24 protein-coding genes and 1 riboswitch are annotated in these 23,216 nt (G+C 65.6%); of the genes, 17 read left to right on the top strand and 7 right to left on the bottom strand.

Annotation, left to right across the window (positions count from 1 at the left end; all coding sequences use genetic code 11):
- The first annotated feature begins 18 nt into the window (after positions 1–18).
- The 9 genes from LGT36_RS01980 (at position 19) to LGT36_RS01940 (ending at position 7,201) form a co-directional block, all read left to right on the top strand.
- Positions 19–438 (top strand): DoxX family protein, encoded by a 420-nt coding sequence (locus tag LGT36_RS01980; RefSeq protein WP_226095781.1) that lies wholly within the window; start codon positions 19–21, stop codon positions 436–438.
- Between the two features lie 106 nt (positions 439–544).
- Positions 545–1,774, top strand: coding sequence for a mechanosensitive ion channel family protein (locus LGT36_RS01975; RefSeq protein WP_226095782.1), 1,230 nt, complete (start codon positions 545–547; stop codon positions 1,772–1,774).
- A 70-nt stretch (positions 1,775–1,844) separates the two neighbouring features.
- Positions 1,845–2,183, top strand: coding sequence for a PadR family transcriptional regulator (locus LGT36_RS01970; RefSeq protein WP_226095783.1), 339 nt, complete (start codon positions 1,845–1,847; stop codon positions 2,181–2,183).
- Positions 2,180–2,761 carry a hypothetical protein gene (locus LGT36_RS01965; RefSeq protein ID WP_226095784.1) on the top strand — a complete coding sequence of 194 codons (582 nt, stop codon included), beginning with the start codon at positions 2,180–2,182 and terminating at the stop codon, positions 2,759–2,761. The genes LGT36_RS01970 and LGT36_RS01965 overlap by 4 nt, the downstream gene beginning before the upstream one ends.
- A gap of 67 nt (positions 2,762–2,828) precedes the next feature.
- Entirely contained in the window at positions 2,829–3,707 is an 879-nt protein-coding gene (locus tag LGT36_RS01960; protein WP_226095785.1) for a DUF89 domain-containing protein, read from the top strand.
- Between the two features lie 4 nt (positions 3,708–3,711).
- On the top strand, positions 3,712–4,257 hold the full coding sequence (locus LGT36_RS01955; RefSeq protein WP_226095786.1) for a dihydrofolate reductase family protein: 546 nt from the start codon (positions 3,712–3,714) through the stop codon (positions 4,255–4,257).
- A gap of 149 nt (positions 4,258–4,406) precedes the next feature.
- Positions 4,407–4,958 (top strand): helix-turn-helix domain-containing protein, encoded by a 552-nt coding sequence (locus tag LGT36_RS01950; protein WP_226095787.1) that lies wholly within the window; start codon positions 4,407–4,409, stop codon positions 4,956–4,958.
- Positions 4,955–6,253, top strand: a complete 1,299-nt coding sequence (locus LGT36_RS01945; RefSeq protein WP_226264708.1) for a HipA domain-containing protein — start codon at positions 4,955–4,957, stop codon at positions 6,251–6,253. The genes LGT36_RS01950 and LGT36_RS01945 overlap by 4 nt, the downstream gene beginning before the upstream one ends.
- Before the next feature lie 399 nt (positions 6,254–6,652).
- Entirely contained in the window at positions 6,653–7,201 is a 549-nt protein-coding gene (locus LGT36_RS01940) for a hypothetical protein (protein WP_248642148.1), read from the top strand.
- A 335-nt stretch (positions 7,202–7,536) separates the two neighbouring features.
- Here the strand turns inward: LGT36_RS01940 and LGT36_RS01935 are convergent, their stop codons facing one another.
- Together LGT36_RS01935 and LGT36_RS01930 are read right to left on the bottom strand one after the other, a co-directional pair.
- Positions 7,537–9,255, bottom strand: coding sequence for an AAA family ATPase (locus LGT36_RS01935; protein WP_226097108.1), 1,719 nt, complete (start codon positions 9,253–9,255; stop codon positions 7,537–7,539).
- A gap of 596 nt (positions 9,256–9,851) precedes the next feature.
- Positions 9,852–10,334: an FBP domain-containing protein gene (locus tag LGT36_RS01930; protein ID WP_226097077.1), complete on the bottom strand. Its 483-nt coding sequence runs from the start codon at positions 10,332–10,334 to the stop codon at positions 9,852–9,854.
- 245 nt (positions 10,335–10,579) lie between these two features.
- Between LGT36_RS01930 and LGT36_RS01925 the strand changes: the two genes are divergently transcribed.
- The gene (locus LGT36_RS01925) at positions 10,580–11,650 is read left to right on the top strand and encodes a low specificity L-threonine aldolase (protein WP_226097078.1); all 1,071 of its coding nucleotides are present in this window, start codon (positions 10,580–10,582) and stop codon (positions 11,648–11,650) included.
- 288 nt (positions 11,651–11,938) lie between these two features.
- Here LGT36_RS01925 and LGT36_RS01920 read toward each other — a convergent pair whose 3' ends face one another.
- The 4 genes from LGT36_RS01920 to LGT36_RS01905 form a co-directional block, all read right to left on the bottom strand.
- Positions 11,939–12,325 carry a DUF3054 domain-containing protein gene (locus LGT36_RS01920; RefSeq protein WP_226097079.1) on the bottom strand — a complete coding sequence of 129 codons (387 nt, stop codon included), beginning with the start codon at positions 12,323–12,325 and terminating at the stop codon, positions 11,939–11,941.
- A 55-nt stretch (positions 12,326–12,380) separates the two neighbouring features.
- Positions 12,381–13,568 (bottom strand): Fic family protein, encoded by a 1,188-nt coding sequence (locus LGT36_RS01915; protein ID WP_226097080.1) that lies wholly within the window; start codon positions 13,566–13,568, stop codon positions 12,381–12,383.
- A gap of 94 nt (positions 13,569–13,662) precedes the next feature.
- Entirely contained in the window at positions 13,663–15,978 is a 2,316-nt protein-coding gene (gene katG, locus LGT36_RS01910; RefSeq protein ID WP_226097081.1) for a catalase/peroxidase HPI, read from the bottom strand.
- A gap of 39 nt (positions 15,979–16,017) precedes the next feature.
- The gene (locus tag LGT36_RS01905) at positions 16,018–16,494 is read right to left on the bottom strand and encodes a Fur family transcriptional regulator (RefSeq protein ID WP_226097109.1); all 477 of its coding nucleotides are present in this window, start codon (positions 16,492–16,494) and stop codon (positions 16,018–16,020) included.
- A gap of 189 nt (positions 16,495–16,683) precedes the next feature.
- Here LGT36_RS01905 and LGT36_RS01900 point away from each other — a divergent pair, with 189 nt between their 5' ends.
- Positions 16,684–17,202, top strand: a complete 519-nt coding sequence (locus tag LGT36_RS01900; RefSeq protein ID WP_226097082.1) for a thioesterase family protein — start codon at positions 16,684–16,686, stop codon at positions 17,200–17,202.
- Here LGT36_RS01900 and LGT36_RS01895 read toward each other — a convergent pair.
- Positions 17,199–18,047 (bottom strand): PhzF family phenazine biosynthesis protein, encoded by an 849-nt coding sequence (locus LGT36_RS01895; RefSeq protein ID WP_226097083.1) that lies wholly within the window; start codon positions 18,045–18,047, stop codon positions 17,199–17,201. The two genes, LGT36_RS01900 and LGT36_RS01895, sit on opposite strands and share 4 nt — an antisense overlap.
- A gap of 264 nt (positions 18,048–18,311) precedes the next feature.
- Between LGT36_RS01895 and LGT36_RS01890 the strand changes: the two genes are divergently transcribed.
- The 6 genes from LGT36_RS01890 to LGT36_RS01865 all read left to right on the top strand — a co-directional run bounded on the left by LGT36_RS01890 (position 18,312) and on the right by LGT36_RS01865 (position 22,922).
- Entirely contained in the window at positions 18,312–19,433 is a 1,122-nt protein-coding gene (locus LGT36_RS01890; protein WP_226097084.1) for a Fic family protein, read from the top strand.
- 40 nt (positions 19,434–19,473) lie between these two features.
- Positions 19,474–19,998 (top strand): hypothetical protein, encoded by a 525-nt coding sequence (locus tag LGT36_RS01885; protein WP_226097085.1) that lies wholly within the window; start codon positions 19,474–19,476, stop codon positions 19,996–19,998.
- A gap of 112 nt (positions 19,999–20,110) precedes the next feature.
- On the top strand, positions 20,111–20,674 hold the full coding sequence (locus LGT36_RS01880; protein WP_226097086.1) for an RNA polymerase sigma factor: 564 nt from the start codon (positions 20,111–20,113) through the stop codon (positions 20,672–20,674).
- Entirely contained in the window at positions 20,671–21,744 is a 1,074-nt protein-coding gene (locus LGT36_RS01875; RefSeq protein ID WP_226097087.1) for a hypothetical protein, read from the top strand. The genes LGT36_RS01880 and LGT36_RS01875 overlap by 4 nt, the downstream gene beginning before the upstream one ends.
- 111 nt (positions 21,745–21,855) lie before the next feature.
- Positions 21,856–22,314, top strand: a complete 459-nt coding sequence (locus tag LGT36_RS01870; protein WP_226097088.1) for a mobile mystery protein A — start codon at positions 21,856–21,858, stop codon at positions 22,312–22,314.
- 2 nt (positions 22,315–22,316) lie between these two features.
- A complete protein-coding gene (locus tag LGT36_RS01865; protein WP_226097089.1) occupies positions 22,317–22,922 on the top strand; it encodes a mobile mystery protein B in 606 nt (201 codons plus the stop codon).
- Between the two features lie 126 nt (positions 22,923–23,048).
- A riboswitch (TPP riboswitch) is annotated at positions 23,049–23,161 on the top strand.
- The last annotated feature ends 55 nt before the right edge of the window (positions 23,162–23,216 follow it).

The raw sequence follows: 23,216 nt of genomic DNA, 5'->3' as shown, positions 1-23,216 counted from the left end.
ACTTAACGAAGGATTCCCATGGACGCCGTGTTCCTCATCGCTCGCATTCTGTTCGCCCTCATCTTCGCCTTCAGCGCGATCGGCCACCTTGCCAAGGCCGACGACATGGCCGGCTACGCCTCCTACAAGGGCGCGCCTGGCGGCAAGTTTGGCGTGATCGCGACCGGCGTGGCGATGGGCCTCGGATCGCTCATGATCCTGCTGGGCATCTTTGGCGACCTGGGCGCGCTGCTGATCGCCGCGACCCTCATCCCCATCAGCTTCTTCATGCACCCGTTCTGGAAGGAAAGCGACGCGCAGGCCAAGCAGACCGAGCAGATCTCCTTCAACAAGAACCTCGGCCTCATCGGCGGCGCGCTCGCGCTGTTCCTGCTGTTCGCAGTCACTGGCGCCGACCTGGGCCTCACCCTCACGGACTCGCTCATCCACCTGAGCTAGACGCCTCGGACATGGGGAAGGTGGGCCAACTGGCCCCCTTCCCCGTTGTCATACCCGCAACCTCGGCGTTTAGAGTCATAGGTGGGGCCCACCATCGAGGAGACGCATGATCGACGACTGGACAGCCTTTGGGATGTCGCTCGGCATCGGCGTGGGATCCGCCGTGCTCGTCGGACTCGTGGTCCACCTGACCCTCCGCCTGGCCGCCCGCCGCCACGCGTCTGCCCGGGCACTCGTCGCCGCCGCGCGCCGTCCGTGGTGGGTGCTGTTGCTCCTAGCCGGGCTGTGGGCAGGCGCCGCGCCGACGCTCCGCACGGAAGCCTGGTGGCCACAGGCCTCACACGTGGTCCGTATCGGCCTCATCGCGACCGCGGCATGGCTGCTCGTCGCCCTCGTCAACTACGTCACCGACGTCACTCTCGGCCGCCAAAGCATGGACGTGCCCAACAACACCGTCGCCCGTCGACTCCACACCCAGACGCTCCTCATGCGCCGCCTGGTTACCGCCCTGCTAGTGGTCATCGCGATCGGCGCGACACTGTTCACCTTCGATGCGGTGCGCGCTGTGGGCGCGAGCATTCTCGCGTCGGCCGGCATCATCTCGGTGGTCGCTGGTCTCGCTGCGCAATCGGTGCTGAGCAACATGTTCGCCGGCGTCCAGCTCGTGTTCAGCAACGCGCTGCGCGTGGACGACGTCATTGTGGCCGAGGAGGAATGGGGCAGGGTCGAAGAGATCACCCTCAGCTACGTGGTGCTGCGCTTGTGGGACGACCGCCGCCTGGTGCTTCCGTGCACGTACTTCACCGCCAACCCTTACGAGAACTGGACGCGGCAGGACTCCGAACTTCTCGGCTCGGTGGAGTTTGACCTTGACTGGCGCGTCTCCCCTCACCGCATGCGCGATCACCTCAAAGAGGTGCTGGACGAGACCCCCCTATTCGACGGCCGCACCTCCGTGCTGCAGGTCACCGGCGCGACCGGCGGCTCCGTGCGCGTGCGCGTCCTGGTGACCGCCAAGGACGCGCCGACGCTGTGGGACCTGCGCTGCTACGTGCGCGAAGCCATGGTGCTGTGGGTACAGGCAGAGATGCCCGACGCCGCGCCCACGCAGCGCGTCCTCGTGTCCGACGCTTCACATACGGCCGACGCCGGGGCCAAGCCACGCCGCAAAAAGTTGCCTCCCCCTGAGCACGCAAGCGACGAGGGACTGTTTACCGGGAGCATCCACGCGGTCGAACGCGCGAGCATGTTCATGCACGGCGGGCCCAGGCCGGACCCTGCCGACGACGCCGGCGACGCCGATACCGAGGGACTGGACGCGCCGATCCGCGACTGACACGCACACCATTTGGCTTCCTACTACTAATTGGTACCTTGCACTGCACGATACCTGTTACTCTCAAGCCATGGATAGCCCAGAAGAGGCCGTGCTCACCCAATTGCGCAAGGGCGTGCTCGAGTACTGCGTGCTCGCGTGCCTGCGGCAGCGACCGGCCTACGGCCTGGAACTGGCCACCCAACTGACCACCGCCCGCCTGCTCACCAGCGAGGGCACCCTGTACCCCTTGCTGTCGCGGTTGCGCAAGCAAGGACTCGTGGAAAGCACCTGGCAGGAGTCCACTTCCGGCCCCCCACGCCGCTACTACCAACTCACCGACCATGGCATCAATGCCCTGACCGCATTCGCCACCACGTGGCGCCCCTTTAGCGAGGACGTCACCGCCATCTTGGAGGAAACACGATGAACAAGGCACGGCACACCGCACTGACCCACCCCTTGGTCGTGGCCTACCTCGGCGACCTTGAGCGAGCGTTGTCTTCAACGGACCCTCAAGAACGACTCGACACCCTCACCGCCGTGACCGAACACGTCACGGAAGCCCTCGTCGGCAACGCCCACCCCACCACGGAACAGGTGCAAGCGGTGTTGGACGAGCTGGGTCCCGTCGAGCGGATCGCGAACGCGGCCACCCCGGCGTCTGCTGTGCTCGGATCGCCTTCCGACGACACCGAGCGGCGCCAGTGGGTGGCGCCCACCCTCCTGGCGGTGTCGATCGTGTCGCTCTTCATCCCGTTCGTGGGGGCACTCCTTGCGATCGCGTGCCTCGTGACGGCGATCGTGCTGCTGCGAGGCGACGCTCCCCGCCGCGGAATGCTGCGAGCCGCCATCGGCGTCTCGATCGCCACGCTTGTGTTCACAGCACTCGCGGCATTCGGGCTCTTGGCGTGGACCACCTTCTCGGGCTCGAGCGTGACCGAGACGGGCGACTCCGAAGTCTTGACGTCGACAATTCCCGCGGTCGAAGCGCCTGCCGAGCCGTAGGCGCACTCGGCCACGGCGTGGGCGCCAGCAGGGACCTTCGGCTCGCCACGTCGCCCCCGCGCGGAGGATGATTTGCCTGGTGCGGACCTACCTCGACTGCTATCCGTGCGCCGCGCGACAAGCACTGACTGCGGCACGCATGGTCACCGAGGATGAGGCAGCCCAGCACGCGGTCATGACGGAGACCTTTGCGCTTCTGCAGCAGTTGCCAGCAGGCGTCACTCCGCCCGAGATCACCTACGCGGTGCACGGCATCGTGAGAGACCGCCTCGGCGATACCGATCCGTACCGTGACGCCAAGGCGGAGAGCACCCGCCTCGCGCTCGCCCTGTATCCACGGCTCAAGGAGCTGGTGGCGGCTAGCGCGGATCCTCTCGATGCCGCGGTCCGGCTGGCCATCGCAGGCAACATCATCGACTTTGGAGTGAGCGACGCGGTCCCTGACCTATGGGCGACCGTCGAGCGCGTCCTGGCGGCGCCCCTCGCGATTGATCACCTCGCGGCCTTGCGCGAGGCTCTCGCCACCGCCGACCATGTGCTCTACCTTGCCGACAACGCTGGCGAAACCGTGTTCGACAGAGTGCTTATCGAAGAGTTGTCCCCTCCGGTGACCTATGCGGTCAAGGGAGGCCCGGTGCTCAACGATGCCACGCGGGACGACGCGCTCGCTGCCGGGGTCGACTCTTGTGCCGCCATCGTCGACAACGGCTCGGCGGCCCCTGGCACCATCCTCGACCTGTGCTCCTTGCCATTCCGCGAACTGTTCGACGCAGCCCCTGTGATCATCGCGAAGGGGCAGGCCAACTATGAGACGCTCAGCGAGACAGGGCCGCGGGTGTTCTGTCTGCTGCAGGCCAAATGCCCGGTGATCGCACGGGATCTGGTGGCGCCCGTCGGCGGGTCTATTGTCCGCCGTAGCGGAATCGTGGGAACCGTGCCAGCCTGAGCGCATGCGACCCCTGCGCTATTCGATCAACGTCTCGCTCGACGGCTGCGTGGACCACATGGCCGGAAACCCTGACGAGGCGACCCATCACCACGCCGCCCAGAACATCGCCGGTGCCGACGCGATCATCCTTGGGCGCACCACGTTCGAATTGATGGAGTTCTGGCGGACGGCCACGGATCTGCCGCCATGGATGCTCCCCTTTCAGGAGACGATGAACGCCGCCAAGAAGTATCTGGTCTCGAGCACACGCGAGCCCGACGGGTGGAACACCGAGGTGCTGAGCGGAGACCCGGTCGAGGCGATCAGGCGGCTCAAGGAGCAACCGGGCGGACCGTTGGCCCTGGGCGGTGTCACACTCCCCCGCGCGCTGGCCGATGCCGGGCTCATCGATGAGTACGAGTTCGTCGTCTTCCCGACGGTGGTCGGCCACGGACCCTGGCTCTTTGAGGGGCTCGCCGAACCGCTCGACCTGAAGCATGTGGGGACTACCGAGTTCGCCTCGGGCACTCGCGCCGAGCGCTACGTGCCAGCCGCCGGCCGCTCCTAGGCGCAGCGACACCCCGAGATCGTCGAGTCCGCGCGACACCGAGCGGTGACATCGGCAAGAATGAGACCGCTCGGTTGCATCCCCTTGACACCGAACGGTGTCAACAACAAGAATGACACCGAACGGTGACGTCCCTGAGAGGAGTGCCCATGCTCGCGGCCAACGCCACCGACATCGGCAACATCGTCCGCCGCCGCCGCACCAAGGCCGCACTCAGCCAGGGCGAACTCGCCGACAAGATCGGCGTCTCGCGCAAGTGGATTGCTGATCTTGAGAAGGGCCACCCACGCGCTCAGCTCCACCTTGTCTTGGACGTACTGAACGCACTCGACGCGCTCGTAGACGTCATCGATGCGCCCGGCGCGCAGCCCACCGTCGGGACACCTGCATACGCTGCGACGGACCTCACGCCCAGGATCGCCGTACCGGCCGAAGTCACGCATAGCCTCGAGCGTGCCGTCAACGACGCGCGACTCAGTCCTGCAGCGCGACGGGCGATCGAGACGGTCCGCCAACTCAACACAGTCGATCCTCAGCAGTTCTCCGCCATACGCAACGCGCTCGTCCACGTCAAACTGGACGAGGACACTCTCAACGCCATCCGGCGCGCTTCTAAGGAGCTCACGCGCGCGGAAGCGAACTGGCCAGGCAAACCACGCAGCCTCGGTTCGCGTGACAACCACGGCGATGACGCGTCGTGACTGACGGCCGCCTAGACGTGTACATACACGAGCGACTCGCGGGAAGCCTGGTACGGGCCCGCGACCGCTCGGTCACTTTCGTGTACGACGCACAGTACGCGGATGATCCCGAGACGACCGCGCTGTCTCTGTCCATGCCGAAGTCGCGTCTGGTGCATAGTGACGACCTCGCTGGCTCATGGTTAGCAAACCTCCTGCCAGACGGCGAGAAGAAGCTCGAGAGGATCGCAGCGTCCGTAGGGACACGTTCGATCCAGCCCTTCGACTTGCTCGCCCGCATTGGCCACGACGTTGCCGGTGCCGTCCAGGTGTTTGCCGAAGGGAAGACTCCACAAGACGACCCCGGCCTCGTCGAGCGCGCCGAGTCGCACATCGCCGACGAGCTCCGCGGGTTACGCGCCGACCCCGACTACGTGCCCAACGAGTTTGGCCGGTGGTCCCTCGCGGGCCAGCAGGGCAAGATCGCCCTCGTTCTCACCGAGGGGCGCTGGTACGCGCCCACCGGCACCGCAGCATCCACGCACATCCTCAAGATCGGCCCCGACGGTATCGCGGACGGTGACCTCGCAGAATTCGTCACGCTCCGCGCAGCCCATTTCTGTGGCATCCGCGCCCCGTTTGCCTGGCTCCACCGGTTCGTCGACCAACTCGCGGTGGTCGTGGAGCGCTACGACAGGTACGTGGAGCCCTCCCGTGTCACACCGGAAGGGGAGGCTCCGCAGGTGCGCCGGATCCACCAGGAAGACATGTGCCAAGTGCTCGGCGTCAGACCTGGGCTCAAGTACCAGTCAGATGGCGGCCCAAGCGCAAAGGAAATCGCCGACGCGCTCTGGCTGCTACCCGCCAGGAGTCGCGAGGTCTCAGTTCAGCGGTTCGCGCAACTGTTGATCTTCAACGCGCTCACCTACTCGCCCGACGCCCATGCCAAGAACTACTCGGTCCTGCTACAAGGTTCAGAGGTCACGTTCGCACCTGCCTACGACCTCATGTCCAACGCGGTCAGGCTCGACCTCATGAGAACCCGCCACGAGACCAAGTTGGCGATGAAGACCGCCGCCAGCAACTACGAGGCCGACCGATTCACGCCGGATCGACTCGCGGGATTCGGCGCGGAGCTCCGACTCCCCGCTGACTGGCTGGTCGCGACGGCCCGGCACCTGTCCCTGAGAATCGGCGCGGCGTTCGACATCGCACTTGACGAAGCGGAGCAGGTGCTCGGAGCGAACGACCGCATCGACTCCATGCGTCAGCACGCCGCCGAACTCGACGGGCTGCTAGTCAAGCGCTGGGCCTAGGTCGCTCACGAGCTGACCAAGGACATACCGCGACACCACGGCCGCGTGCCCTTCTAGGCCTGAAGGGAGAATCGAGTCTCTGGTGTCGCGGCGCGACGATTTGGTAAGGCAGCGTTGGCTACTGCAATCAAGGTGCTTCACGACAACAGTCCCTACTGCGGGAGCGGCCCATGGCAGCCACATCCTCGATTGCGGCCATTCTCGGGTACGGGGGGCACATGGTCTCGTTTTGGCCGTCGGACCACCCAAAGCGTGCCCGAAGAATTTGCTCCCTAAGGACGCCGGTCGAGATGCTTGTGTCGCTAACCTTGCCGTGTGCGCTACTCGCGATCTGATCTCCCCGACCCCGCAGACAGGCGTATGGCCTGGCATGGAAGCGAGCCTGCCTATGTTGCCTGGGTGAACCAGCTAGCCGCCGAGCATGAGCAAGCCTCGGAGGGTGGCAGCCATCATTCGATGAGTTCAGAGGTGCAGTGTGCGGGCCTGCTTCGCCACTATGGTGAGAGCGCGATAACTAGGAGTGCATTGCAGCGGATTGGCTCCCATGGTCCGCTGCACGAGTACGGAGCGGGCCTAGGGTACGTTGCCCGGCTGCTCAGCGACACCGGCACCGACATTGTGGCAAGCGACCCAGACCCGACGGGCAACGCCACCGGTCACGGTGGCGGCGAACCGTGGTTCCAAGTTCGGCAAGGCGGCTACGGCGATGAACTCGACGACCGCATGCCACTCCTTGTCTGGCCCTTTCAGAACGCGCCCCACGCGTGGCTTGCTCAACCGCGGCGCCCACCGCGCCTCATAGTTGTGGACGGCCGACCGGACCCGTACCACGAGTTCAACAACGTCGCGCCCAGCCTCATCAGCTTCTACGAGGTGTTGGAAGAGTGGTCCACCAATGCTGGCTGGCGCCAGACGCCCGATTTCGTCCGCCTTTGGGGTCGGCGTTAGAGCTGCCACCGTGAAACAACGCGAGACGACTCTGACGCGACTTCGGCTCCGAAGCACGCAAGGACCGCCTACCCCTGGTTCATCTCGCTAGACGCATGCATGACAATCCAGAAGTCGCTCCCCCGCGGCCGGCGCATCGCGCCGCGCGCCGAACGCACCGGCGCTCATTCGGGCATGATCAAGGCCCACGACTACAACGTAGAACTTGAGGTTCCTTGGCGGTTTCGTGCGGCCCTTGATCCTGTCAGCGCTGCATCGCGCACTCGGCGGAGTGCGCCATTCCTGCGCTTGGCACCAATCGTTGAGCATCCCTGGAACGCCGGGCCCATGCGCCACTAGGCGTTCTTGTTGGCTGATTCGATGAGGGCGATTACTTGATCGACGCTCTCTCGAAGGCGCAAGGGCCATGCGGCGTCACCAGCGGCCACTACCTGCCTAGCGATTGCCACCTTGCTCGGGCTCGCTAGCCCGATCCGGTCTCGGGAGAGCGGATTCTCCCATCGGGTCTGGGGACGAAACGTCACCTTCTTCGTGCTTGGATGGGCAATGCGGATGGCCGCATCAAGCGTCTCCTGGGCAATGTAGTTCTCGATTGTGTAACCGGCGGTCACCCAAGCGACCCCCGTCCCCTTGTCCGCCTCAATGCCTTTAATGACCCGTTGTTTGGATTGGTTCAGTCTTCTCGACGCGGACGTCTTGTCCGAGTCCATGACTACCACCATGTATCGATTCAGCCGACGCAGCGAGATGAACTCGTCCACCTCGTCATGATCAAGGGGCGACAACTCGCGTAGCAGCGAGCCACCGTAAAACATGATCGAGTAGTGGACTCCTTCGACGAAGCGCCGAGGAGCAACCGACTCAATCCAGTGCTGGAGATAGATGCGGTCTGAGGGACCCTCAACCCAAATCACGGCATTTGTCTGCACCAAGTCCGAAGGGCGATAGCCGAGATCCGAACAGATAGCCGAGCGATGCTCCGCAGAACCCGCGAATTCGACTCTAGAACCCCGACGGTCAAGGGTCACGTGGAAGATCGAGCCCAGTTGCGCGTCCAACAGGTGGGCCGAGTGCGTTGCGATGAAGTACTGATTTGACGTACTCGATGCCAGGTATCGGAGGAGCTTGCGCTGAAGGATTGGGTGCAAGTGGATCTCTGGCTCTTCGATGCAGAGGATCGCATCCTTTACAAGCGTAGCCGCTGCCGCAAGGATGACAACTTCGTGGATCCCCGTACCCATGAACTCGATTGGCAGCGTGCGCCCGGACTGCGTGACGTGAATCGTTTTCAAGTCGTGGGGGATATCGATAGTGACTTCCTCGTCGTCCATGACAGAGCGCACGAACTCCTGGATCTCGAGAAACAACTGCCTATCTTGAAGTCTCTCCGAGGCCGGATTCTGGAGTTCAAGGAGCCGGCGCTTAATGCTGGTTCCATTCAAGTCCGGCGAATCCTGGTCGCTATCAGAAATGGAGCGTATACCTGCCACCGCGTGCGCGGCTGGCGGCCTTTGCACCCCGCTGGTGAGGGTCCGGAGGACATTGGCCGTTTCGTTGCCAGGCTCACCGCCCCATGTATGGGTCAGTTGTCTGGAAAGCAGGGAAGCGTGGCTGGCGCGGGCATTCGCAATCCCGTAAGCACTGATCCACTCTTGATCGACTCTTCCCTTGCTATCAACGCCAATCCACACTTCGCCGGGTGCGGCGTTGGGACCGCCTGGTAAGTCGTTGAGCGATGCAATGAACTCGCGAAGATGTCCTGCGGCATTCGGGCCTTCGGGATGGCTCGCCACAGTCCTGGAAAGAAGCAGGTCTCTCGAGACCAAGATGTACGCCCTAGGGCGATGCTCCGAATCTCCCCGCGGTCTATCCCAGTGCGCTTGACCTTCCGTCGGCGTGGCATCCCCGAAAGTAGAAGCCAACACACGGAGGACATTGGACTTTCCGGCGTTGTTCTGGCCCGCAATTAGATTGATCTTCGACAGCGGGGCAAGCAAAGCAGTCTCGTCGGAATGAAAACTCCGGTAGCCAGCAAAAGCGAAACCCGCTAGCATCTCCACGAAATCAGTATGCATGTTTCGTCTGCCCGCCGACACCAGACACGCTCGACCGGTGCTGATCTACCAAGCACTCAGCAGTTCCATCAATTCGGGCCCACCACCTCGCTGGCAAGGACTGCGCTAACGCAACGTCGGGCCGCCCTCGCGCCATTGCATGCAACGTTCGGTATCTCCACATGGCACCACCCAGTCGGCCAATGCGTCAGCAACACGCTCAGGACTCTGGTCGCCGGGTCTTCCCGCAATGGATCGCCGCCGTCGTTGAAGAAGCCACTCACTTCCACCTTGACACCCGCCCCGTCGCGATCACAATCCTTGGGATATGCCCCCGATGCTCCACTGGCATGGCGGGCGTCTCCCGCCCGACCCGTGCGAGTCCGCAGCGGGGCCGCGAACACGAGCTCGTGTTGCCCCCATTCGCACCGCCACCAAGTCCACCCCGAATCCCTGCTCTACCCGTCCGGGCATCCACGGCACTCGCCCAGCTTCCAGCAATGCGAGCACCGCGCCAAACCGGGGGGATCGGTGAGCGTGCGGTTCCATGCATCGTGAAACTGGGGAGCAAACATCTTCTGCACCTCGCAGGCGCGTCAAACCCTGGCGGCGAAGGCCGCGACCCGCAGCTGCAGTTCCTCGATCTGTCTGCGGCGCTCGGCCTCAACATCGAAGTCCTCGTACCAGGGGATGGGTGGCCGACGGGCATTGCGTGAGCATTGGAAGTCCTCACAGACCAGCGCTCCGACTGTGTTGCCGTTGCGGCCCGATTCGCCCGAGCGTTTGGCGTTGTACATGACGACGGAGTTTGGAATGGAGGTGTCACTGCACCACGAGCATTGGGCACTGTTGCGCCTCGCCACCCCTGGATGCCGGAGCAGGATGCCCGTCAGGTCGCCGTCGAGATTTGGCACGATGACGTAGGCGCGTCGGTCGAACTTGGGGTCTCGCCATCCGAGGTAGTCGAGGCGATCCCAGTCGATCGCGTCGAAATCGGCGGGAAGGGTGAGGCTGGACGCCTCCTTGCGGCTCGCGTTCATGAACGAGGCGCGAATCGTCTTGTCGGTCAGGGGAAGCATGAGTCATTGCCTTTCGAAGGCACCCGCGACTGGGCGTACCAGCAGCACGGGCAGGAGTTTTCAGGGTCAACACGCGGGGCCGCGCCTTTCGGCACAGCCCGGGGCGGGACTACCTGATGTCGGCGCAATGCGCGCCGACTACCTCCTGGATACTCATCCCGCCATCATAAGCGACGGCCAAGGCGATGCGGCCAGGTGGGATGCTGGATGCACGAGTACCGCCTTGCCGCCACGAGGGGAATCCCATGACCACCACGCACAACCCCGCCAAGCGCGGCTTTGCCTCCGACAACTACTCCGGCATCCACCCGGACGTGCTCGCGGCGATGAGCAACGCGAACGGCGGCCACCAAAGCGCCTACGGGGGCGACGTGTACACGGCGCACCTGCAGGAGGTGATGGTCCGCCACTTCGGCGAGGGCGTCGAGGCGTACCCCGTGTTCAACGGCACCGGCGCGAACGTCGGCGGACTGCAGTCGATGCTCCCCCGCTGGGGCGCCGTGGTCACTGCCACCACCGCACACATCAATGCCGACGAGGGCGGCGCACCCGAGAAGGTGGGCGGCCTCAAACTCCTTGCCGTCCCCGCGCATGAAGGCAAACTCACTCCCGAGCTCATCGACCGCGAGGCATGGGGCTGGGGCGACGAGCACCGGGCGCAGCCGCTGGTCGTATCGATCACGCAATCGACCGAACTCGGCACCGTCTACACCGTCGAAGAGATCGCGGCGCTCGCCGATCACGCCCACAACCTGGGGATGCGCGTCCACATGGACGGCGCGCGCATCTCCAACGCCGCGGCGTCGCTGGGCGTGCCGCTGCGCGCCTTCACGCGAGACGCCGGCGTTGACGTGCTGAGCTATGGCGGCACCAAGAACGGGGCGATGCTGGGCGAGGCCATCCTGGTGCTGAACCCAGAGGCCTCGGAGGGCCTCACCTACCTGCGCAAGATGGACATGCAGCTGGCCTCAAAGATGCGCTTCGTCTCCGCCCAGTTGCTCGCCCTGCTCGACGGCGACTTGTGGCTGCGGAATGCCACACACTCCAACGGGATGGCTCAGCGCCTGCGCGCGGGCATCGAGGCAGGGCTCGCCGACGGCTCGATCAAGGGCGTCACCCTCACCCAGCCGACGCAGGCGAACGGCGTCTTCGCCACCCTGCCCGACGGCATGGCCGACCGCCTGCGCGCCGAGTTCGCGTTCTACGACTGGGACGCCGCCAGGAACGAGGTGCGCTGGATGTGCAGCTTCGACACCTCAGAGGACGACGTCGACGCGTTCCTCACCGCGATAGCACGCGAAACCTCAGCCGCGTGAACCACGCCTCCAGCGGTGCCCACCGCGGCCACAGCCTTGGCGACCCCAGCGTCGGCGTGGCCCGCCGAAGCCCAATGAATCAGCGGCGCCGGGTCAGCGCGGTCATTGCTCCAACCATGACCAAGGTGGCAATACCGCCCGCCCCGCGTGGGCGCTTCCGCTGGCCTGGGCGAACCGTCCCTGACACAGAACCCGGCGCCCCACCGGCGTGTCGGGCGCGACACGCCGGTGCACGCCCTCGCGGTGTGTCAGAGAGCGCACATCTAACCAGCCTCGGGGCGCGCCGGGCTACTTCTTAAGCCCCATCCTGCTGGCAATCAGACCGGAGATCACGCGCCATCCCACCAGGAACGCCGCAAGCACCAGCCCGGCGACAATCACGAACGACACCTGAACACCCTGCCCACTCGCGACGCGCAGGAGCATGCCGCCTACCAGGGTCGACGCCCAGATGATCAGGCCAGTGGGCCGCCACGCGCAGGGCCGCTTCCAGGCCTTGGCCAGCACCCAACCGAGGGCACCGCCCACGAGAAACGGCCACGCGGTGGTCGCCAGGCCCATGCCTGCGTCGCCCAGGACGCCCTCGTCGTGGTTGAAACGGCCCACCGCGGCAAACACCACGATGGCGCCCGCATCAAGCGCCGCAGCGCCAACCGATGCTTGGCGAATGTTCATAGCGGCCCTCCTCTGGCGTCCAGCCACGCGCGCGCCGATTGCCGCTGCGCGTCCATCAACTTGCCTCACGCCGTCCCGCGCGTTCGGCAAACCGGTCCACGGCCGCGAGCACATCGTCCGCTCGCCAGAAGGGTCCCAGCCGATGCTCGTTCTTTGACTTCACGATTCCCGCCTCCGTGAGCGCACGCAGCGGCGGGTAGACGTTGGGCTGCTTGACTCCAAGTTCTTGCGCCGCGAGCGCCGCCGACAACACGGGGCGCCGTATCAGCACATCCAACAATCTCCACGCATGTGAGTTTCGCCGCACCTGAAGCGCCGACTCCCACGCCGCGCGGACCTCATCGAGCTCCGCGACCAGTGTGCGGGTGTTACGAATCGCTCGCGAAATTGCGTGGGCGAATGCCAGCACGATCGGCTCAACGTCGCCATCCCGGTACGCGGTGAGCGCGCCGTGATAGCCCTCGACATCGGCGAGCAACCCGGCCGATACGGGCAGCGCCACGTTCCGCGTCACGGCTGTGCGGCGCAGCATTGCCTGCGCCAGCGCGCGGCCCGTGCGTCCGTTGCCGTCAGTAAAGGGGTGGATGGCCTCGAACTGTGCGTGTCCGATCGCCATGGCAACCAGCGGCGACATGCCATCGCGCGCACAAAACGCGACCAGGTCGTCGACAAGCGCGGGGACCCGGGAGTGGTGTGGTGCGACGAACTCCGCCCCTACTGGGCTCTGGGCACTCGTGCCGATCCACACCGCCTCCTTCCGCCAAGTGCCGGGCGAATGCTGAATCTGGCCCTCCATGAGCACGCGGTGCATCTCGAGGATCGAACGTGCAGACGGCTCATCGGCCAGTGCGATCGCGGCCTGGAGGCTCCTGGTGTTGGCGGTGATTTGCTCTGCGTTTCGCCCGGTCTTCACGCCGAGTTCTGCACTGAAGATGGCTCGGGCGGAGGCGGTGAGATTCTCGATTTGCGAAGAGGACGCCGCCTCGGACCGGAGCAACACTGGCGCGAACGCACTCATGCGCGAACCGAGTTCCGCATCAAGCCTGCTGAGTTCCTGCTCCGCCATACGTGCCTCGCCCGCCGTAGCCGCGCTCAGTTCGGGCGTACGATCCGCGATGAAGGGCGGCACGGCCGCCTCGTAGCGCATCTCGGCCCGCGGCTCGTTGGCGCGGACGCCCCACCGTGTGGCAGGACGCCATGTGTGTTCCTCCCACGCGAGCGCTGGCCACACTCCCGATGTCATAGCGCCTCCCGCACGGAATATGACTTGAAGCGTAACTCATAATTTCCGGCAGCGAAAGTATGACTTGGCGGTGAGGGTCACCCTCCGCCAGCCGTCAACGCAAGTCGAAGCGGTCCAGCTCCGTCACCTTGCCCCACGCGGCGGCAAAGTCGCGCACGAACTTCTCGGCGGCGTCGTCGCTTGCGTAGACCTCCGCGAGGGCGCGCAGCTCCGAGTTGGACCCGAACAGCAAGTCCACTCGGGTGCCGCGTCCCACGAGTTCGCCAGAGCCGTCCTTGCGGCCCTCGAAAGCCTGCGAACCGGGGTCGAGCGGCTTCCACGTGGTGCCCAGCTCGAGCAGCGCGACAAAGAAGTCGTTGCTCAGCACGCCTGGCCGGGCGGTGAAGACGCCGTAGGGCGCGTCGTCCCAGTTGGCGCCCAGCACGCGCAGTCCGCCCACCAAGACGGTCATCTCGGGTGCACTGAGCGTGAGCAGGTTGGCCTTGTCGATGAGCTGGTGCTCTTGAGGAAGCGTGGCGTTGGGGCCGTAGTAGTTGCGGAATCCGTCGGCAACGGGCTCCAGGTAACTGAACGACTCCACGTCGGTCTGCTCCTGCGTCGCGTCGGTGCGTCCAGGGTGGAACGGCACCTCCACGTCGAACCCGCCATCCTTCGCGGCCTTCTCCACCGCAGCGTTACCGGCCAAGACCAGCAGGTCGGCGAGCGAAACCTTCTTCGCACCTCCGGCCTGGGCGCCATCGAACGACGCCTTGATCCCCTCGAGCACGCCCACTACCTTGGCGACACGCTCGGGGTTGTTGACGGACCAGTTGCGCTGAGGCTCCAAGCGAATGCGTGCGCCGTTGACGCCGCCGCGCTTGTCGCTGCCACGGAAGGTCGAGGCGGCGGCCCACGTGGTGGACACCAGTTCCGTCACCGTGAGGCCTGAGTCGAGAATCTGCTTCTTGAGCTCGGCCGCATCCGCAGCGTCGATGAGTTCGTGATCCACGGCGGGCAGGGGGTCCTGCCACAGCAGTTCCTCGTCCGGCACCTCTGGTCCGAGGTAGCGGGAGACGGGCCCCATGTCGCGGTGAGTCAGTTTGAACCAGGCGCGAGAGAAGGCGTCCGCAAACGCCTCAGGGTCCTCCGCGAAGCGACGCGAGATCTTGTCGTACTCAGGGTCGACCCGCAGTGCGAGGTCGCTCGTGAGCATGCGCGGCTCACGGCGCTTGGTCGCGTCGTGCGCCATCGGCACCATGTCAGCGCCGCCGCCGTTGACGGGACGCCACTGGTGCGCCCCAGCAGGGCTGGTGAACAGTTCCCACTCGTAGGCGTAGAGAATGTGGAAGAACTCGTTGTCCCACCGGGTCGGGTGGTAGGTCCACGTGACCTCGAGACCGCTGGTGATCGTGTCGTCACCCTTGCCGGATCCGTGGTTGTTCTTCCAGCCGAGCCCCTGCAACTCCAGGCCCGCGGCCTCGGGGTTGTCCTCGATGTTGGTGTCCGGCGCCGCGCCGTGGGTCTTGCCGAACGTGTGACCGCCGGCGATGAGCGCCACAGTCTCCTCGTCGTTCATGGCCATCCGCCTGAAGGTCTCGCGAATGTCTTGCGCCGAGGCGAGCGGGTCCGGGTTGCCTGCGGGTCCCTCTGGGTTGACGTAGATGAGGCCCATCTGCACGGCGGCGAGCGGGCGCTCCAGGTCGTGATCCTTGGTGTAGCGCTCGTCGCCAAGCCAGGTGGACTCGGGGCCCCAGTACACGTCGTCGTCCGGCTCCCAGACGTCGGCACGGCCGCCGGCGAAGCCGAAGGTCTTGAAGCCCATCTGCCCGAGCGCCACGTTGCCCGCGAGGATCATGAGGTCGGCCCAGGAGATCGCCTGGCCGTACTTCTTCTTGACGTCCCACAGGATGCGCCTGGCCTTGTCGAGGTTGACGTTGTCCGGCCAGCTGTTCAGCGGTGCGAAGCGCTGCATGCCAGCGCCTCCGCCTCCTCGCCCGTCCATCACGCGGTAGGTGCCCGCGCTGTGCCACGCCATCCTGATGATCAGCGGCCCGTAGTGCCCAAAGTCGGCCGGCCACCAGTCTTGAGACGTGGTGAGCGTCTTCGCGATGTCGGCCTTCACTGCCTCAAGGTCGAGCGCTTGGAAAGCGGCCGCGTAGTCGAAGTCCTCCCCCAGCGGGTTGGCCTCGACAGGGTTCTTCTTCAGGATGCGCAGGTTCAGTTGGTTGGGCCACCAACGCTGATTCGCAGACCCGCTCGTGGGGTGAGGCTCAGCGCCAGGAAGCACGGGGCACGTCGCGTCGACGTTAGGGCGAGGCCTGCTCTCGCCGTCTTCGCGCTCATCGACGGGGGTGTCGATGGGCGTGACTGCGTCGTCAGCAGCGGTGGTGTTCTCGCCGATGGGGGCGACGGGCTGGTCTGGTTGAGACATCCGGCTTCCTTTCGAGGGAATGGTGAACTGGCGGGCTGCTCAGCCCGTAGTGGTCGTTTGGGTGGAAGGAGTGGGGTGCGACGGTGCCGACGCGCACTGCGCGCACAGGCCCCAGTAGGTGACCTCGGCGGCTTGGACGATGAACCCGTGGCTCTCCGATGGCGTCAGGCAGGGCGCGTGCCCCACGGCGCAATCGACGTCGGTGACCGCGCCGCAGCCCGTGCAGATCAGGTGGTGGTGGTTGTCGTCCACGCGCACTTCGTAGAGCCCTGGGCTTCCGGCCGGCTCGATGCGACGCACCAGGCCCGCCGCGACAAAGTCGTTGAGCGCGTTGTAGACGGATTGCAGGCTTGCCTTAGGCAGCGCGTGCGAGACGTGGCCCAGCACTTCTTCGGCGCTCGCGTGCGGGTGCTCGTGGAGTGCGCGCAGTACTGCCGCTCGCGGCTCGGTGAACTTGAGCCCCGCACCGCGAATGGCGTCGGCGATATCCGCGCCCTGTTCTGTTCGCGTCGCCATGTCCACGCAGCAAGTGTGCCACTTATCTTGAGTTATTCAAAATACCAACGGCCGACGCTGGTGAGGTCGCCGGGGCAGGGTTCCGTGGTGGACGCCGAGCGTCGCGACAACCCGCCCCCGCCGTTGCGACACATTAGTGTGAGTGACGCCCCACGCCGCTAGCGACACGTCTCGAGGTCATCACTCCCCATGAACCTGTATCTGCGCCTGATTTTCTTCCGGCTGCTGTCGAGTCGCCGCAGTCGCCTCACCATGTGGGACACCGCCGTCACTCCGTTCCGTGTGACGCTGAGCGACCTGGACCTGCTGGGCCACGTCAACAACTCCAAGTACCTGGCGATCATGGACCTGGCACGCATCGACCTGCTGATGCGCTCCGGCTGGTGGAACAAGTTCCACCGCAAGGGTTGGTATCCCGTGGTGGCAGGGCAAACGATCACGTACCGCAAATCGCTCAAGCTGGGCCAACGCTTCGAGGTGGAGACCCGCGTTCTGGGCATGGACGAACGCTGGTTCTACCTCCAACAGGTGTTCCGCAGCGAGGGCGCCGTCTGTGCACACGCGCTCGTGCGGACGCGGTTTCTCAAGAAGAGCGGCGGCAGCGTCCAGCACGACGAGATGGGCGAGTTTGTGGGCGGGTTCCCCGATGGGCTTGAGGTTCCCGACTGGGTTGGCCCGTGGACGACGGCCACCAAGGATGCTGTCTAGAGGTCCACCGCCCCTGCGACGATGACGACGGCCCTCCCGCCAATCCAGATCTCGCCCTCGGCGCGGGTCACGCGCACTCGCCCGTCGCGGCCGACCTTGGCGCCCTGGCGGGCCACGTAGGGCGCCTGGACGCTGCCCGACGCCGTGAGCCACTGCGCGATCGACGCGTTGAGGCTCCCTGTCACCGGGTCCTCCCTTAGCGGGCCGCCCGAGTCGTTGAAGAAGGCGCGCACCTCGAGTGCTGCATCGCTCCCCGGCGCGTACGGCCCGACCACGCCGATGCTCCACTGACCCACGCGCGACGCAAGGTCGGGCTCCACGACGAGCACAGCGTCGGCGTCACGCAGCAATATCCCCATCCAACCAGGACCGTTGTCGATCCACTCAGCCGCAACCACGTCGTCGGCCGCAACGCCCAGGACGGACAGCGCGACGGCAAGGTCGGCGTCGTCCACCGCACCCGACCGGACCAGCGGCGGCGCGGCGAACGCGAGCGCAACATCGTCAATCCTCACCGGCACCAGGCCCACCCCGCACTCCTGAACCACTCGGCCGGGCGTGCGCGGCACTCCCCCGGCGTCCAGCCACGCGCGCGCCGTGCCCAGGGTGGGGTGGCCAGCGAACGGCAGCTCCGTGGTGAGCGAGAAGATGCGCACGCGATAGTCGGCGGCAGGGTCGGTGGGCGGCAGCACGAACGTGCACTCGGAGAGGTTGGTCCACGCGGAGAACCTGGCCATCTGCTCCGTGGTGAGACCCTCGGCGTCGAGCACCACCGCGAGCGGGTTGCCGGTGAGAGGGGCGTCGGACGCGAATACGTCGATCATGCGGAACGGGCGGGTTGTCATGCGGCCGACGCTACCGGGCCTGGGCGTGGCCAGTCAGGGCGCGGTGGCGCTGACGTGGGAACCGTCCGCCAATCTGAAACTAGCCACCCTTCCTAGTAACACTTATGACCGTTACTGTTATCATTGTCCAGGATAAGTAGCAGATGGGCGACTCCCTTGACTGACAAGAGTTCCTGGCCCGCAGCCGCTCGCGAGGCGCGGCGATGGGTCACCAACCCCGATCAACGCGGGCCTTCGGGCAACCGACCCCATCAGGCGGACCGGATGTTCACTGAGATTGTGGTGGAGATTCCCGCCCACATCGCTGATCGCACTGCGCCGTTGTCGCCCGATGCGAATGCAGAGTTGGAACACGCCGTCGCGGCCATCACCCGCATCGAGAGCCGCTCGGAGCACCTCGCGGGGCTCGGCGAGCTCCTGGTGCGTAGCGAGGCCGTTGCCTCCTCCAAGATCGAGCACGTCTACTCGAGCCTCGACGACCTCGCACGTGCCACGGTTGGTGCCGAGGCCGCAGCAGGCGCGCGTTCCACCATCGCGGCGAGCCGTGCGCTCACTGCGCTCGCGGCGTCGTGCGCCGGTAGTCCACTCACGCACGACGCCCTCCTGGCGGCACACCACGTCCTGCTGGAGGGAGACCTCTTGGAGGGTCAGTACGCGGACACCTACCGCCCAGTTCAGAACTGGGTGGGCGGCTCCGACTTCTCACCGCGCACCGCAGCCCACGTGCCACCTCCACCGGATCTTGTCCGGCCACTCATCGACGACCTCATCGCGTTCTCTGCACGCACCGACATCCCCGTCGTCGCCCAAGCGGCGATCGTCCACGGCCAGTTCGAGGCGATTCACCCCTTCACAGACGGCAACGGGCGCGTCGGCCGCGCCCTCATCGGCGCCGTCTACCGGCATCGGAGAATGACGTCGGCGACCACTGTCCCGGTCGCTGCCGCGATGCTCGCCAATACCGACACGTACTTCACACACCTTGCGTCCTATCGCGCCGGCGACATCGAGCCCCTGGTGTGCTACGTCGCGCACTGCACCGTCGCGTCTGCCGAGGCCGCGATCGTCACCGCCGACCGCCTCGCTGAGCTACCGCCCCTGTGGCACAGCCAGGTCAGCGCCCGCCGCGGCTCATCTGCCAGGACACTTGTTGATGCATTGCTGACCGCGCCGGTGCTCGACATTGCACGAGCGGAAGCCGCGACTGGAGCCAGTCGCCCCCGCGCGTACGACGCCCTCGACCACCTCACCAACGCGGGGGTGCTGAGCGAGATCACCGGAGCATCGCGCTCGCGAGTGTGGGTAGCGTCGGCCGTCATGGACGAGCTGGCCGCACTCGAGGAGCGCATCGGCCTGCGCACCGCGCCCGGAAAGGACTGGCGTTGAGGCGTGCTCCTGCGCTGGCCGCGGGGCTACAGTGGCCACTATGAGGGGGATCGGGACTCTTGCGGTGACCGCGGTGTGGGTGACCACAACGACGGGTTGCTCCCACCTCTACGAGGAGGCGACGGATGCCGCTCGCGACCATATGGCACAAGTCCACGTAGACACGGTGTCGTGCTTGACGCGTGGAGTCGCTGCGGACCCCGAGGTCGACCGCGTGCGCCAACTCATCAGCATGAGTTGCACAGGTACCCGCAGCGAGGAACCCGCTGACGAGCAAACAGTCGCCGCGTCCTTCCAGGAGGGATCCTGGCTCCTTGACCTTGACGAAAGCAAGCCAACGTGGAACGTCGAAGTGCTTGACGTGGGATACGCGACGCGATCCCAAGCACACGACACCCAGCACCGTGCGGTCATCCAATGTTGGACGACAACGGTGAGCTTCGAACCGACGGCGATGACACCTCCCGCCAAGCTTGATTGCCCTGTCGGCGTCGAGGGCCACGTGGTGGGCAGGGACGCACTCGAAGTCGACAGTCTCGTCACCACAGCACCCTCGTGGGAGTGACCTGCTCCGGGAGCAAACTGGGAGCCACCTCGGGGTGGGCGCTTGGCCCCACCCCAACCCTTTGCGCGTGCCGCTGCGTTGATGCTGGCGTGAGTAGCCAGGGGGTGTCGCAATGAGCGCGTGGCGGGTCATGCTCGACCAGCTGGTGCGTGAACGCGGGCGCGCGCTATTCGGCTATGCATTTGCGCTCACGGGCGACCGGTACGACGCGGATGACCTGCTTCAGGACGCGTTAGTGCGAGCCTTTCGCAGCGGCCGAACTGCCTCTTCGCTGGACGCGGCACACTCGTACGTGAAGCGGGCCATCGCGACAGCGTTCATCGACCGGTCGCGCCGACTTGCCGCCAGACCGCTGGTCTCCGGCACCAGCGGTGACTTTCAGGAATGGGTGAGGGGATTTCCCATCTCTCCCGACCACGCCGGGGACGTTGAATCCGCGTTGGACCTGCAGTCGGCGCTCCTTGTTCTCGCCCCGCGGGAGCGGGCCTGCATCGTGTTGCGCTTCATGGACGACCTCACCGTCGATGCGGTCGCGGAAGCCCTCGGCCTCGCACCGGGGACGGTAAAGCGGTACCTATCCGACGCCAGGGCCAAGTTGCGCGAAGTGTTGCCGGAGCTCGACCTGGACGATCCGGAGACCGCGTCTGTGCACATGCGTGACGGGAGTGGACGATGAGCGACGCAAGGGAAGCGTTTCAGAATCTTCAGTCGATCGCCGGCCTGGGTTTCGATGGGACGACGCTGCACACTGACTTGGATGCCGTGGAACGGCGCATCGCCCGGCACCGTACCGGACGCGCCGTGGTCTCGTCATTCGTGGCACTCGCGGTACTCGCAGGTGCGACATATGGCGCGTCAACGATGTCGATGTGGGGCGACAGCGCCCCTGTCGCCCCACCATCGGAAGCTACGTCACAACCAACGTCCTCACCGACCCAGCGCGCCGCAGCCTGCCTTGCAGCACAGGTCGTGTCTGGCAAGCCCGTCGGAGATCTGGGCGGACTGATGGGGTGGTTCAACTCCTCCCCCGACGCGCCGTGCGGCGAGTGGCCGGATCAGATCCTCGACCACCCCGACACCGTCCTCATCAACACCGCAGACAACACGATGGTGGAGGCGTACTACCGCACGAATATCGACGCGCTCGGGGTGTACGCCCGGCTGGGCGAGGATTTCGCGGTGCCAGATCCTGACCCATCGTGGCCTGCCGACAGCCTGATCCTCATTGATGCGCGCACCAAGGAAGTCCTGGAAATCACCGCTTTGGCGGACCTCGGCGCAGCCCCAGGGTCGCCAGAGATCGCGATGTCCGTGTTCGGCGAGCCGTACCCGCCAGGGTTCTACGCGCCGGAACTCGTGGACCTGGTGCCGGGAGGGCAGGGCGGCGCCTACATCTCTGAGACCGATACCACCTACATATTTGGCCTCCTTCGCCCGGACCCCGACACCGGCGACGCCGTCGAGGTGCCCGTTGCCTTCGCCAAGGGAGACATCCTGGTCTCGGCCGCCACTCACTGGCAGTGCGCGTGGATCGCCGAGTTTGTCGGGGCCTCCCAGGTGGACAACCCCGAGCGCGTCGCGACCGCCGCCGCCCAACTGCAGCGATTCCCTGACCTCGAGGTGATTCAGAAGTACAACCCACAAATGGGCGAAAGTGATCGGGACATCCTCATCCCTCGCATCGTCGGCGGGGACGTGGACTATGCCGAGAGGTGGCTCAACGGCACGTGCGGGATGGGTGAATAGGAGACGCGCCCGCAGGTTCTCGCACTCAACTGAAACCCATGCGTAGGCGTAGTGCGTCTTCTCGGAAACGTACACGTATGCACGATCCACCCATTGTGATAACTTAGAGGTATGCAAACACGACGCCTTGCCCGCCGGCAACTTGACCTGCGTAGCCGCCACATTCGCACGGCGCCCGTAGACGTGTTCGCGCGTCCGCAGTCCGGCTGGATCCGTGCCGTGCGCGACGCTCTTGGCATGTCGACTCGCGACATGGCTGCGCGACTCGGGGTAACCAGTATGGCCGTCAGCAAACTCGAGGCCAGCGAACGCGCTGGCACCATCGGGCTCGACACCTTGACCCGCGCCGCCGACGCTCTGGGCTGCGACGTCGTGTATGCCCTGGTGCCGAGGGTCCCGCTGGAACAGCAGGTTCACCGCCAGGCCGAGGTCGTCGCTCGCGCAGAACTGGGCCCCGTCGCCACCACCATGGCCCTCGAGGACCAATCCGTCGACGCGCAGGCCACGCAGAGCCTGGTCGAGGATCGGATCGCCCAACTCATCGACTCCCGCTCCTTGTGGCGTGTCTAGCCGTGAGCGAGCCCCTGCCCGACGGCGCGACACCGGTCAGCGACGAGGAGGCCGTGGGCCTCATCCCCACCTTCATCGCCACCCGCGCAGATCTCAACCTGGTGGAACAAGCTGGCATCGCCTCGGCCCGCATCTGGGCAACGCGCTCCCCTGCAGCCCGTACGGCTGATCGTCTCCTGACGGAACAGTTTGTGCGCCAACTGCATCGGCGGATGTACCGCAGCGTGTGGCGTTGGGCAGGGACCTATCGCGCGTCGGAGCGCAACATCGGCATGGATCCCGCCCGCATATCGGTTTCTGTACGTGATCTGGTCGAAAGCGCCCGCTTCTGGGTCGCGCCGGAGGCTACATGGATCACCCCGGAGATGGCGTGCGTTCGCGTGCATCACCAGTTGGTGGCGATCCACCCGTTTCCCAACGGCAATGGCCGCCATGCCCGCCTGTTGACCGACCTGTTGGCTCGGAGTCTCGGGGTCCCGGAGTTCACCTGGGGAGGCGCGAGTCTCGATGCTGCCGGGCCAGATCGCGCCGCCTATCTCGCCGCGCTGCGGCGCGCTGATCGAGACCCCGACGACCTGGCCGACCTCTTGAGGTTCGCACGGTCATAGCGGCGGAGCGACCTCGGTCGGCACTCGAGTCGTGTTTCCCCGAACGCAGCGTGCGGCACCCGACGGCGCCCTACGCACAATGACGCGCATGGCACATGGCCGGCGCCATCATGTGGTTATGATGCAAGGGCAAACGCGGGGAGCTCGGGGCAGCCGAGCTGAGAGTACGGCCACAGGCGCCGTAGACCCGAGAACTTGACCTGGGTAATGCCAGCGTAAGGACGTGTCTGAAGGCACGGGCGTCTGCAGAGTCGGGCCCTTTGGGGTCTTGCCCCGCGCATGCCCCCCGTGCCG

The sequence above is a fragment of the Demequina sp. TMPB413 genome (genome assembly GCF_020447105.2).
Classification (GTDB): Bacteria; Actinomycetota; Actinomycetes; order Actinomycetales; family Demequinaceae; genus Demequina.
This window is presented reverse-complemented; position numbering and strand designations above follow the sequence as displayed.